We start from the raw sequence: 12,862 nt of genomic DNA on the forward strand, positions 1-12,862 counted from the left end.
TTAAGTTTCAGAAGGTATCAGGGGATGAAAAAAGTTTTTGTCAGAAAAATAGCGGTACTTTTGGCGATGTGCATCATGATGGCGGGCCTTGCAGCCTGCGGTACAGAGATACAAAGCGGTCAGGGATCTTCCAAAAATGAAGATGACAAGCTGCAGATAGGCATGTGCTTTGACTCTTTTGTAATTGAGAGATGGCAAAGGGACAGGGATATTTTTGTGTCTATGGCTAAAGAACTGGGGGCTGAGGTCAATGTTCAGAACGCCAACGGTGATGTGGAGCAGCAAAAGAAACAGATCGATTACTTTATTAAAGAAGGAATGGATGTTATTGTTATCATCTCCATTGATTCCGAAGCTCTGAAGGACTCTGTCAAAAGGGCCAAGGATGCCGGGATCAAGATAATTGCCTATGACAGGCTGATTTCCAATGCCAATGTGGATCTCTACATATCCTTTGACAATGAGAAGGTTGGAGAGCTCATGGCTGAGACCATAGCAAAGGAATGCGGTGATGCCGGTAAGGTCATAAAGATCTGCGGATCACCCACTGACAGCAATGTGCATATGGTGGAAGCCGGTTTTGACAAGGTTATAACTGAAAAAGGCTATGAGATTCTTGATACATTTTATGCAGAAGGCTGGAGAGCAGAGCTGGCAAGCGACTATGTCTATAACAACATGGAGCTTATTATGGAGGCTGACGCAATAATGTGCGGTAATGATGACCTGGCCAGTAAGGTGGTTCATGCCCTATCTGAGAAGAGACTTGCCGGCAAAAAGCTGGTGGTTGGACAGGATGCTGATCTGGAAGCCTGCCAGAGAATAGTGGAGGGAACTCAGCTTTCCACGGTGTACAAGCCCATAGAAAAGCTGGCGCAGCAGGCGGCGGAATGTGCCGTGAAGCTGGCAAAGGGAGATGAACTGGATTCTGAGAATCTGTCGACATACTTTGACGGCACCTATGATGTTCCTTTTTTCAGGATTGAGCCTTCAATCGTAACGGAAAAGAATATGAATGAGATAATCATTGGTACAGGTTTTCATCTGAAAGAGGATGTTTATCTAAATGTTCCTGCCAAAATGCCCGATTAACCGATAATTATTAGACATAATAGCACAATTTTAATATATAGCAGACATGACAGCAAAAAAATGCTAGCATGTCTGTTTTTTATTGTCTGAATATTATAAAAAAATGAAGAACATCGTAAATCATTGCTAATGCTTTTATGATAATTTTATAAATGTAGAGAGCAGGACATGGTGTTCTGCAATAAAATTACAACCAAAATTTTGGGAGGTTTAATTATGAAGAAAAAACTGTTAAGCGTATTTCTTTGTGCAGCTATGGCTGCATCACTCCTCGTAGGATGCGGAAACGCAGCTTCTACAGGATCTCAGTCTGCAGGCGGTAATGCAGGCGGCGGAAGCGGCAAGGTTGGTGTTGCAATGCCTACCAAGGACCTTCAGAGATGGAACCAGGACGGTGCCAACATGGAGCAGCAGCTTAAGGCAGCCGGATATGATGTAGACCTTCAGTATGCATCAAATGATATTGCAACTCAGGTTTCACAGATTGAGAACATGATCAGCTCAGGCGCAAAGGTTCTTGTAATCGCATCTATCGATGGTGATTCCCTTGGAACAGTTCTTGCACAGGCTAAGGAGCAGGGCATTAAGGTTATCGCATATGACCGTCTTATCATGAACTCAGATGCTGTAACATATTATGCAACCTTCGATAACTACATGGTTGGAACAAAGCAGGGCGAGTATATCAGAGATCAGCTTGATCTTGATAACGCTGCAGGTCCTTTCAATCTTGAAATCTTCACAGGTGACCCCGGTGATAACAATGCAAGATTCTTCTATGGCGGTGCTATTGACGTTCTTAAGCCTTACATCGATGCCGGCAAGCTTGTAGTTCAGTCAGGACAGGTTGAGTTTGATAACGTTGCTACAGCTAACTGGTCAACAGAGAATGCTCAGTCAAGAATGGATGCTATCATTTCTGCTAACTATGCTGACGGAACCAAGATCGACGCTGTTCTTTGCTCAAACGACTCAACAGCACTCGGTGTTACAAACTCTCTTGAAGCTAACTACACAGGTGAGTGGCCTATTATCACAGGTCAGGACTGTGACGTTGCTAACGTTAAGAACATGATCGCCGGCAAGCAGTCAATGTCTATCTTCAAGGATACACGTACTCTTGCAGCTAAGACTGTAGAGATGGTTGACGCTATCATGAAGGGAACAGAGGCTCCTGTAAATGATACAAAGACCTATGATAATGGCACAGGCGTTATTCCTTCATTCCTTTGCGAGCCTGTATTTGCTGATGTTAACAACTACAAAGAGCTTCTTATTGATTCCGGTTACTACACAGAGGATCAGCTTAAGTAATCAAGTTCATACGCAGTTATTACTGCTAAACGGCTGCAGGCGGGTCTTAGCACCCGCCTCAGTCTATGAAAAAGACTAAAATCACCGAATGAAAAAAGTTAAAGTTTAGAATAATTGGGAAAAGGAGGGGTTGAATTGGCGAAGATATTACTGGAAATGAAGAATATCACCAAAACCTTCCCTGGTGTCAAAGCCTTGGATAATGTAAATCTCCAGGTTGAAGAGGGAGAAATTCATGCGCTTGTAGGAGAAAACGGAGCAGGAAAGTCCACACTTATGAACGTTCTGAGTGGTATCTATCCTTTTGGTTCCTACGAAGGCGATATTGTATATGATTCCGAAGTTTGTAAATTCAATGATATCAAGGATAGTGAAGGTAAGGGGATTGTTATTATCCACCAGGAGCTTGCGCTCATTCCCTATATGACAATTGCGGAAAACATGTTCCTCGGAAATGAGAGAGGAAGTAAATTCAGGATTAACTGGAACGAAACCTCCGGGCTTGCACGTAAGTATCTTGATATTGTAGGACTTAATGAAAGCACGGAAACACTGATCAAGGATATTGGTGTTGGTAAACAGCAGCTCGTTGAGATTGCAAAGGCTCTTTCAAAAAATGCCAGACTTCTTATTCTGGATGAGCCCACATCTTCACTTAACGAGACTGATTCAAGAGCTCTTTTGGACCTTATGCTCAAACTTAAGAAAGAGCAGGGGCTCACATCCATCATTATTTCTCATAAGCTGAATGAGGTATCCTATGTTGCCGACAAGATTACGGTAATCCGTGACGGAGCAACCATCGAAACTCTGACTAAGGGTGTGGATGATTTTTCGGAGTCACGTATCATCAAGGGCATGGTAGGAAGAGAACTTTCCGACCGATTCCCCAAGAGAGAGCCTCATATCGGCGAGGTTATGATGGAGGTAAAAAACTGGAATGTTTACCATCCTTTATATAGCGAAAGAAAGATTGTAAATAACGTAAATATTAACGTTAGAAAAGGTGAAGTTCTCGGTATTTCCGGACTTATGGGAGCAGGAAGAACAGAGCTTGCCATGAGTATCTTCGGAAAGAGCTATGGCGAGAACATCTCCGGACAGCTTTTTATAAAAGGTAAGGAAGTTCATCTTAATAACGTTCAGCAGGCCATTAAACATAAACTGGCATATGTTACCGAGGACAGAAAGGGCAACGGACTTATCCTTTCAAATCCTATCAAGATAAATACCACATTGGCTAATCTTGATGAGGTCAGCAATAAGTCAGTTATCGATAAGGACAAAGAGTACTCGGTAGCTGTTGACTATAAAGAGAAGCTTAAGACAAAATGTCCTACGGTAGAACAGAATGTAGGAAACCTCTCCGGAGGAAATCAGCAGAAAGTCCTTCTTGCAAAGTGGATGTTCGCTGATCCGGATATCCTTATTCTGGACGAGCCTACAAGAGGTATTGACGTAGGTGCAAAATATGAGATCTACTGCATCATCAACCAGCTGGTATCTGAAGGAAAATCAGTAATCATGATTTCCTCCGAGCTTCCGGAAATTCTGGGAATGTGCGACAGAATATATGTAATGAACGAAGGCAGAATGGTTGGAGAGCTGGATGGCAAAGAAGCTACCCAGGAAAAGATTATGACTTATATCTTACAATCATCCGGAAAAGGGGAGGAATAAATTATGAATAAGAATCAGGTTTTGGGTTTCCTTAAGAAAAACACCATGATAATTGTACTTTTGATAGTTCTTGGTTTCTTTGCATGGAGAACCGGGGGAGCGATCCTTCTTCCCATGAACGTAAGTAACCTTATTTCACAGAACGCATACGTATTCGTTCTTGCAACAGGTATGCTGCTCTGTATCCTGACCGGTGGTAACATCGATCTTTCAGTTGGATCTGTTGTATGTTTCGTTGGAGCGGTTGGAGCAACTCTGATGGTTAACTTAAACGTTCCCATTTGGCTTTCAATCATTATCATGATCCTCATCGGTACTGCAATCGGTGCTTTCCAGGGATTCTGGATCGCCTTTGTAAGAATTCCGCCTTTCATCGTAACTCTGGCTGGAATGCTTGCTTTCAGAGGACTTTCAAACGTAGTGCTTAACGGTCTTACAGTTTCCATCAAGGACAAGACCACATTCGTTAACCTCTTCGGCGGCGGTGCTGACTGCTACGTTCGCGATTTCTTCGGCGGATCAGACCTGAACCTTACATGTCTCTTTGGCGGTATGGTTGCAGCAGGTATCTTCGTTCTTCTTCAGGTTACAAGCCGTGTTAAGAGAGTGAAGAAAAACTATGAGGTTGAACCCTTCCTTACATTCATTGTAAAGCTGGTAGCAATTTCCGCTGTTCTTCTTATTTTTGCTTACAAGCTTTCACAGCATAAGGGTATTCCTACAGTTCTTATCTGGGTTATGGTAGTAGTTCTTGTTTATGGCTACATAACCAACAACACCACAGTAGGTCGTTATTTCTACGCAGTAGGTGGTAACGAGAAGGCAACAAAGCTTTCCGGTATCAATACCAACAAGGTTTACTTCCTTGCATACACAAACATGGGCTTCCTTGCAGCTCTTGCAGGAATGATCACCATCGCAAGACTTACATCAGCTCAGCCTACTTATGGTCAGAACTATGAGATGGACGCCATCGGATCCTGCTTCATCGGTGGAGCATCAGCTTACGGTGGAATCGGAACAGTTCCCGGAGTTATCGTAGGTGCGGTACTCATGGGTGTTATCAACCTTGGTATGTCACTGATGGGCGTAGATGCCAACATGCAGAAGGTGGTAAAGGGTGTAGTTCTTCTTGCAGCCGTTATCTTCGACGTAGTATCCAAGAGAGGCGGAAAGCTCTTTGCCAAGAACTGATCTGTTTATTTTGAAAGGATAATGCATCCCATATGCAATTCCCTTTATTGGGCCACAGATTATATCTGTGGCTCAATTTTTTGTTGCCATAAAGGCGGAAAATAGGTAAGATATTAGCCGTGACTGTTTAAGATTTCGAAGAAAGAGATTATTATGAGTATTTTAAATGTTGAGAATTTAACCCATGGCTTTGGTGACAGAGCCATTTTTGAGGATGTATCCTTCAGACTTCTTAAGGGAGAGCATATCGGCCTTGTGGGAGCCAACGGAGAAGGAAAGTCCACATTTATGAATATAATCACAGGCAAACTCATGCCTGATGCCGGCAAAATCGAGTGGTCCAAGAATGTTAAGGTTGGCTATCTTGATCAGCATGCTGTGTTAAAAGAGGGAATGACCATCAGAGACGTTCTTGCTTCAGCCTATGAGCCTCTTTATGAGATGGAGCGCAGAATGAACGAGATCTGTGATGCCATGGGAGAGGCTGACGAAGCAACCCTGGAGTCTCTTATGGAGGAGCTTGGAACCATTCAGGACCTTCTTACCAACAGAGATTTTTACCTTATCGATTCCAAGATAGAAGAGGTTTCAAGAGCCCTGGGCTTTTTGGAGCTTGGCCTTGACCGCGATGTTACAGAGCTTTCCGGAGGACAGAGAACCAAGATTCTTCTGGCTAAGCTTCTTTTGGAGAAGCCTGATATCCTTCTTCTGGACGAGCCTACCAACTATCTGGATGCAGAGCATATTGTATGGCTCACCAGATATCTTCAGGACTACGACAACGCTTTTATCCTGATTTCCCATGATATTCCTTTCCTTAACAGCGTGGTGAATATCATTTATCACATGGACGGTCAGTATCACAGTCTCGACAGATATGTTGGCGACTATGACAAGTTTATGGAAGTTTACGAGGCTAAAAAGGCTCAGAGAGAGGCTGCATACAATCGTCAGCAGCAGGAGATCGCAGAGCTCAAGGACTTCGTTGCAAGAAATAAATCCAGAGTTGCCACAAGAAATATGGCTATGTCCAGACAGAAGAAGCTGGATAACATGGATATCATTGAGAAGATTCAGGAAAAGCCAAAGCCGGAGTTTAACTTTAAGACAGCCCGCACTCCCGGAAAGATGATCTTTGAGACCAAGGATCTTGTTATCGGCTATGACAGTCCTCTTTCAACACCTCTCAATATCTCAATGGAGAGAAACTCCAAGATCGTTCTCACCGGTGCCAACGGTATCGGAAAGACAACCCTTCTTAAGAGCATTCTGGGACTTATTCCTTCTCTTGGCGGTTCTGTAGAACTTGGAGAAAATGTTGAGATCGGATATTTTGAGCAGGAGATGTCTCCTGATATTGAGACCACCTGCATGCAGGAGATCTGGAATGAATTCCCGGGCTTTTCTCAGTATGAGGTAAGATCCGCCCTTGCAAAGTGCGGCCTTACAACCAAGCATATCGAGAGTAAGTGCAAGGTTTTATCCGGAGGAGAGCAGGCTAAGGTAAGACTTTGCAAGCTTATCAACAGGGAGTCCAATGTTCTTGTTCTGGACGAGCCTACCAACCATCTTGATGTGGATGCCAAGGATGAGCTTCACAGAGCTCTTAAGGAATATAAGGGCAGTATCCTTATGGTTTGCCATGAGCCTGACTTCTATCAGGACTTCGCAACCCAGATCATGGACTGCTCAAAGTGGACCACCAGGGTATAAGGCTATCAGTCACTTATTAGCTTAAGTCCTGAAATGTCAGGAGAAATAGCCATTGAATAATTGGTATAGTACACTACAAAGCCCGGTTTAGCACCTCCGGGTTTTTTTACGTCCTTTCTTCTGAGGTAGTCTATCTCAACTTTTTCCTGATTCTTTCCTTTGGAATAAAAAGCGGCAAGAGCAGCAGCTTCCTCGAAGGCTCTGTCGGGAACTTCCTTTCCTCCGGTCAAAAGAACTACGTGGGATCCTGGGATCTTCTTGGCGTGAAACCACCAGTCACCGCCGTTGGCTGTCTTGAAGGTGAGTTCATCGTTCTGAATATTATTTTTTCCTACAAAAATATCAAAGCCATCACTGGAAAGATAGTGGAATGGCTTGGAGGTGATCTTTTCCTTGCGACCGTTCTTTCCCTGAGGGTGAGCCTTGACGTAGCCGGAGAGGGCAAGCTCCTGACGGATCTGAGCAAGGTCAGCTTCCTTCTGGGCGATATCCAGGGCTGTGGAAATGGACTCCAGCTGCTCAATGGCCTGGGCTACCTCTGCCATCTGCTCGGTGAGGGCCTCCTGGGTTCTTTTGAGCTTGGTGTATTTATCAAAATACTTCTTGGCGTTCTGACTTACGGTAAGAGTAGGATCAAGAGGAATTGTCACATCCTCACCGGTGTTGTAATCATTTACTGTAATGTTCTTATCGCCTTCCTTGGCGCTGTAGCCGTAAACGGTGAGAAGTTCACCGAAAACTCTGTACTTGTCTTTTTTCTCGGAATCCTGAAGCTGCTTGGTCTGAAGATCATACTTTCTTACATTTCTCTCAAGAGCTGTCTGGACGATCTTACGAAGGTCCACGGATTTCTGCCTGATTCTTGTAACAACATTCTTTTCAGCATAATATTGCTCAATGAGAGCGGAGATGCTGTCGAAAGGCTTGGATGAATAGCCCTGAGACTCTTCGATGTGGCTATCGTTATCATAGATAGTGAGCGGAATAGAAGCATATTCTTTGGGAGTGCCATTCTCGTAGATGATTACAGGAGAGAAGCTTCCGTCCTTTATCTGGCTTACAACATCATCGAAGGCTCTGTAGAGAGCTATTGATTCCTGAGGATCCAGGGAGAGGGCGGATTTATCGGCATCAAGTCCTGCTCGGTAGCAGATTTCCTGGGATACAACAGGTGAAAAACCTGTGTAGCAGGAATAAATTGCCTTGAAAGCGGGCATGCCCTTGCTGAGAACGCTGGAAGAGAACTCATCGGCAGTGGTGGTGAGAGGATTGAGCTTGTCCTGGGAAGGAATGAAATACTTTCTTCCGGGAAGAACCTCTCTTACTGAGCTGACAGAAGCCGGGATATGCTTGATGCTGTCGATTATCATATCCTCTTCATCGGTGAAGATGATATTGCTGTACTTGCCCATGATCTCTATAAGAAGCACCTTGTGGCGAAGATCACCCATTTCATCAAGGTGTTCAATCTCAAATCTGATGATTCTTTCAAGGCCTCCCGGCTGGGATACAGAGATGATGCGGCCGTTCTGAATGTGCTTACGAAGAAGCATGCAGAAATTGGGCGCTGTCATCGGTGAGGGCTTGTTATCATCTGTCATATAAACCAGCGGAAGAGAAGCGTCCGCTGACATAACAACTCTGGCCTGCTTGATCTGATATTTTTCAATGTTCTCATAGGAGAGCTTTACCGTAATAAGAAGCTCATCGCTTTCTGTCTGAGCAATTTTATAGATACGACCTCCTGTTAAAAGGTCCCTGAAATCTTTAGTTAAATTCGCAACTGTAATTCCGTCAAATGCCATATTCTAATTTACCTTCCGTAGTAGAAATATTGTAAATGCAGGCTTAATTGTACCATGTATCAGGGCAGCATTCAAAGTTTAAGAATATTCATACAAATTCCATATTATGTGGGAATTAAATATTCACTTTGCTTATTTTGCGGTGTACATTGAAAAAGTTGCACATTTTGATTTTTTTGCTATAAAAGTGCACGGAAATAGCAATATGTGAGTAACAGTTGCAATATATGATAGGTGCAATATGACAACAAAAAATATAATGTACTTGAATTTAATTGTGCAATTCGCATAAAAAACGGGAGGAATTAAATGGGGAAGAGTTCTAAAACGAGTGTGGGAAGCTCGAAATCTTTTGTCGTGTATATGAAACGCTACTGGCAGCTTTATGCCATGTTATTTTTACCTCTTTTATACCTGGTGGTATTTAAGTATGCACCAATGGTCTATGTACAGATCGCATTCAAGAAGTACAGTCTGGTCAAGAGTATCTGGGAGCTGCCCCTGGCAGACAACCATGGATTTGAGTTCTTTATCAAGGCATTTAAGAACAACGATTTCAAATATGCTCTTAGAAACACACTGACACTTAATTTACTGGATCTGTTCTTTGGATTCCCGGCACCAATTATTTTCGCATTGATACTTAATGAGCTGTGTTTCAAGCATTACAAGAAGGTGGTTCAGACAATAGCTTATATGCCACACTTCCTGTCATGGGTTATCATCTACAGCTTGGCACTGCAGCTTCTTGCGCCTACAGATGGTCTTGTAAACATGGTCATCAGTAAGATGGGCTTTGATCCGATTCCTTTCCTGAATGATGGAAAACACTGGATCGGAAGCTATATCGGATTTGGTATCTGGCAGAACTTCGGCTGGGGCTCCATTGTATATTTGGCAGCTATTGCCGGCATCAATCCTGAGCTGTATGAAGCTGCTTCCGTAGACGGAGCAGGAAGATTCCGCAAGATGTGGCATATCACACTTCCCGGAATCAAGCCTACCATCGTAGTGCTTCTTATCATGAGCCTTGGTAACATCTTAGGCGGTGGCTTTGATCGTCCTTTCGCATTCCAGAACAACCTGGTTATGCGTGTGGCAGACGTTATCGCAACCTTCGTGTACAGAGTCGGTATCAAGGGACTTCAGTTCTCACTTACAACCGCGGTTGGTTTGTTCCAGTCTGTAGTAGGTATTTTCTTCCTGCTGATGGCAAACTTCATCTCACGTAAGCTTGGTGAGAGAGGAATCTGGTAAGGAGGTGCGAATAAATGAAAATTAAATCTGGCGCAGATAAAGCCTGGGATATTGTATTCGTGATCTTCTGCCTTTTGATCAGTCTGATGTGCATTATTCCTATGATAAATCTTCTTGCCAAGTCCCTCAGCGGAACAGACTACCTGGTAAGAAACGAAGTATATCTTTTGCCCAAGGGGCTCAACTTTAACGCATATGCAACAGTACTTAAGGATCCCAAGTACATTAGAGCATTTATATGGACTGTTTTCCTTACAGTCGTTTGTACGATCCTTTCTCTTACAATGACAACACTGTGCGCATTCCCGCTTATTTTTGAGAACCTTCGCGGAAGAAAGGCAATCAATATCTTCATTACAATTACAATGTTTTTTAACGCAGGAACAATTCCGAACTACCTGCTTATGCAGAAGCTGAACCTTCTCAGTAACCCGCTGGTACTGATCCTTCCGGGTGTAATGAGTGTTTACAACATGATCATCATGAGAAGTTTCTTCTATGGAATACCTGACAGCTTGCGTGAGTCTGCTGAGATCGACGGAGCAACATTCTTTGAGATTCTTACAAAGATTTATATACCGCTTTCCAAGCCTGTTTTGGCTACACTGGCTCTGTTTTATGCGGTAGGAAGATGGAATGGTTATTCCGATGCACTCATGTACATGAGAGAAGCCAAGTACTATACACTGCAGCTTCTTTTGTACAACATCATCAACAACATCAACCAGGTTGAGGTTGCCACACAGGAAGGCTTCTCAACACCGGGCCTTTCAGCATCACTTAAGGCAGCCATAGTAATGTTTTCAACTATTCCTATTTTGTGCATTTATCCGTTCCTCCAGAAGTACTTCATCCACGGAGTAACAATGGGTGCGGTTAAAGAATGAGCACTTAATGAGGTGTTTTCGAATTTGTGCGAATTCTTGTTCTGGCGAGCACAACGTGCGAGATCAGAACTACCTTGAACTTAATCCTTATTGGATTAAATAAATATTAATTGACATATTAGAAGGGAGGTCAATATGAAAAACAAAGTATTATCAGTTTTACTTGCATCTGCAATGGTATTCTCTGTAGCAGCTTGCGGATCTTCACAGGGAGGATCTACAGCAACAACAGATACACCTAAGGCAGAGACACAGACAGCTACTCAGGAGACTGCTACAACTACAGAAACAGCAGCAGAGCCTGCAGCTGAGTCAACCTCAGAACTTACAGACGGTAAGTTTGCTGAGACAAGACAGATTACTGTAGAGATCTACGACAGAGGTAACGACGGTGGTTCAGATCCTGAGAACAACATGTACACAGAGTTCATCAAAAAGGGAATGCTCGAGGAGCACAACGTAGAAGTTACCTTTAAGAAGGTTCCCAGATGGACAGAGGTTGATGATATCAACAACCTTCTTGCAGCTCAGGAAGCTCCTGATATCTGCGTAACCTACAGTTATCCTACAGTACTTACCTACGCTCAGATGGGCGGCGTTATCGATCTCAGCGAGATGATCGAGACCTACAAGGCTGATACTCCAAATCTTTGGGCATGGCTCGGCGACACAAACATGCTTTGGGACAAGGATCCTAAGACCGGCACAGTTTGGGCTATTGAGGGTAAGAGAGCAGAGCAGCAGAGAATAGTTACTTTCGTTCGTAAGGACTGGCTTGATAAGCTTGGACTCCAGGTTCCTACAACAACTCAGGAATTTGAAGACATGCTTATCGCATTCAGAGACAATGCAGATACTCTTCTTGGAGCAGATGCTTCCAAGATGGTTCCTTTCTCAGCAAGCTATGATATCGGATGGAGAGCATCCAACATTATCACATCATTCATGGATCCTGCTATCACAGACAAGGAGTACTACATCAACGGATTCGATGACAGAATGGTTACACAGGCTTCAACCAAGGAAGCTGTAAGACTTCTTAACAAGTGGTACAACGCAGACCTTATGTGGAAAGACTTCGTTCTTTACGGAAGTGGCGACACAACTGAGGACGATATGATCAAGGCCGGCTATGTTGGCGCATTCCAGCACAACTGGGATTATGTATTCAGAAACGGCGAGGACAGCATCAATTCTAACCTTAAGAGAAACGTAGGCGAGGACGCTGTATTTATTCCTGTTGACTGCTTCCAGAACTCAGCCGGCAAGTATTCCAAGTGGCTCTACAGCTCAGCAGGCGACAGAAAGATCTTCTTCCCTTCAACCAATGATGAGCCTTTAGCATCACTTCTTTACCTTGACTTCATTTCAAAGCCTGAGACAATCAAGTACCTCCAGGCAGGTGATGAGGGTGTTACACACGAAGTTCTTGACAGCGGCGCTATCCAGATCATTGCTGCAACTGGCGATGCAATCCAGAACTCAGGAAAGAACATCGACTACACAATCACATGTAACGGAACATACTTCGGTGACGAGGCTCTTGCAGCTCTTTCCCTGGCATACGGCTACGCTGAGGCTGATCCTGAGCTTGTAGATCAGGCTAACAAGATCGCTATGGCAGATGGTCTTGAGCCTAAGAACGTTAACGTTGGTGAGATCACTGCAGAGGCAGGTGTTGGCGATACTCTTTCAGCTAAGAGAGATCAGATCTATGATAACGCTGTAGTAGCTTCTGAGGCTGATTTCGATTCTGTTTGGGACAGCTATGTAGCAGATTACCTTTCATCAGGCGGACAGGCTATCATCGACGAGCGTACAGAGAAGTGGACAGAGTACTTTGGCGATGCTGACATGCTTCCATAATCGCAATTGAAAATTTTGAATTAAGTCATAAAAATGGCGCGGCTCCGATTTGGA

The 12,862-nt window shown here is 43.8% G+C and carries 9 protein-coding genes; 8 read left to right on the forward strand and 1 reads right to left on the reverse strand.

All coding sequences use genetic code 11. The annotated features are described in order from the left end of the window. Window positions 1–24: 24 nt before the first annotated feature. From T359_RS0100145 to T359_RS0100165, 5 genes are all read left to right on the forward strand, one after another. Entirely contained in the window at window positions 25–1,092 is a 1,068-nt protein-coding gene (locus tag T359_RS0100145; RefSeq protein WP_026515704.1) for a sugar ABC transporter substrate-binding protein, read from the forward strand. A 216-nt stretch (window positions 1,093–1,308) separates the two neighbouring features. Further along, a complete protein-coding gene (gene chvE, locus T359_RS0100150) occupies window positions 1,309–2,406 on the forward strand; it encodes a multiple monosaccharide ABC transporter substrate-binding protein (RefSeq protein ID WP_026515705.1) in 1,098 nt (365 codons plus the stop codon). 135 nt (window positions 2,407–2,541) lie between these two features. After that, window positions 2,542–4,086 (forward strand): multiple monosaccharide ABC transporter ATP-binding protein, encoded by a 1,545-nt coding sequence (gene mmsA / locus T359_RS0100155; protein WP_026515706.1) that lies wholly within the window; start codon window positions 2,542–2,544, stop codon window positions 4,084–4,086. A 3-nt stretch (window positions 4,087–4,089) separates the two neighbouring features. Next, the gene (mmsB, locus tag T359_RS0100160) at window positions 4,090–5,280 is read left to right on the forward strand and encodes a multiple monosaccharide ABC transporter permease (RefSeq protein WP_026515707.1); all 1,191 of its coding nucleotides are present in this window, start codon (window positions 4,090–4,092) and stop codon (window positions 5,278–5,280) included. A gap of 153 nt (window positions 5,281–5,433) precedes the next feature. Next, window positions 5,434–6,993 carry an ABC-F family ATP-binding cassette domain-containing protein gene (locus T359_RS0100165; protein WP_026515708.1) on the forward strand — a complete coding sequence of 520 codons (1,560 nt, stop codon included), beginning with the start codon at window positions 5,434–5,436 and terminating at the stop codon, window positions 6,991–6,993. Between the two features lie 5 nt (window positions 6,994–6,998). Here T359_RS0100165 and T359_RS0100170 read toward each other — a convergent pair whose 3' ends face one another. After that, window positions 6,999–8,798: an Rqc2 family fibronectin-binding protein gene (locus T359_RS0100170; protein WP_026515709.1), complete on the reverse strand. Its 1,800-nt coding sequence runs from the start codon at window positions 8,796–8,798 to the stop codon at window positions 6,999–7,001. 309 nt (window positions 8,799–9,107) lie between these two features. Here T359_RS0100170 and T359_RS0100175 point away from each other — a divergent pair, with 309 nt between their 5' ends. The 3 genes from T359_RS0100175 (at window position 9,108) to T359_RS0100185 (ending at window position 12,808) form a co-directional block, all read left to right on the forward strand. Then, complete coding sequence (locus tag T359_RS0100175; protein WP_026515710.1) at window positions 9,108–10,055, forward strand: ABC transporter permease; 948 nt, start codon at window positions 9,108–9,110, stop codon at window positions 10,053–10,055. Between the two features lie 14 nt (window positions 10,056–10,069). Continuing rightward, complete coding sequence (locus T359_RS0100180; RefSeq protein WP_026515711.1) at window positions 10,070–10,942, forward strand: carbohydrate ABC transporter permease; 873 nt, start codon at window positions 10,070–10,072, stop codon at window positions 10,940–10,942. Window positions 10,943–11,077: 135 nt separating this feature from the next. After that, window positions 11,078–12,808 (forward strand): sugar ABC transporter substrate-binding protein, encoded by a 1,731-nt coding sequence (locus T359_RS0100185; RefSeq protein ID WP_026515712.1) that lies wholly within the window; start codon window positions 11,078–11,080, stop codon window positions 12,806–12,808. The last annotated feature ends 54 nt before the right edge of the window (window positions 12,809–12,862 follow it).

Source organism: Butyrivibrio sp. MC2021, from assembly GCF_000621605.1.
In the GTDB taxonomy this organism is placed as follows: Bacteria; Bacillota; Clostridia; order Lachnospirales; family Lachnospiraceae; genus Butyrivibrio.

Bases quoted from the DNA above. Each gene is read 5' to 3' on its own strand.
- T359_RS0100170 (WP_026515709.1), bottom strand. From the start codon at position 8,798: ATGGCATTTGACGGAATTACAGTTGCGAATTTAACTAAAGATTTCAGG.
- T359_RS0100175 (WP_026515710.1), top strand. From the start codon at position 9,108: ATGGGGAAGAGTTCTAAAACGAGTGTGGGAAGCTCGAAATCTTTTGTC.
- T359_RS0100185 (WP_026515712.1), top strand. From the start codon at position 11,078: ATGAAAAACAAAGTATTATCAGTTTTACTTGCATCTGCAATGGTATTC.
- T359_RS0100180 (WP_026515711.1), top strand. From the start codon at position 10,070: ATGAAAATTAAATCTGGCGCAGATAAAGCCTGGGATATTGTATTCGTG.
- chvE (WP_026515705.1), top strand. From the start codon at position 1,309: ATGAAGAAAAAACTGTTAAGCGTATTTCTTTGTGCAGCTATGGCTGCA.
- T359_RS0100165 (WP_026515708.1), top strand. From the start codon at position 5,434: ATGAGTATTTTAAATGTTGAGAATTTAACCCATGGCTTTGGTGACAGA.
- T359_RS0100145 (WP_026515704.1), top strand. From the start codon at position 25: ATGAAAAAAGTTTTTGTCAGAAAAATAGCGGTACTTTTGGCGATGTGC.
- mmsB (WP_026515707.1), top strand. From the start codon at position 4,090: ATGAATAAGAATCAGGTTTTGGGTTTCCTTAAGAAAAACACCATGATA.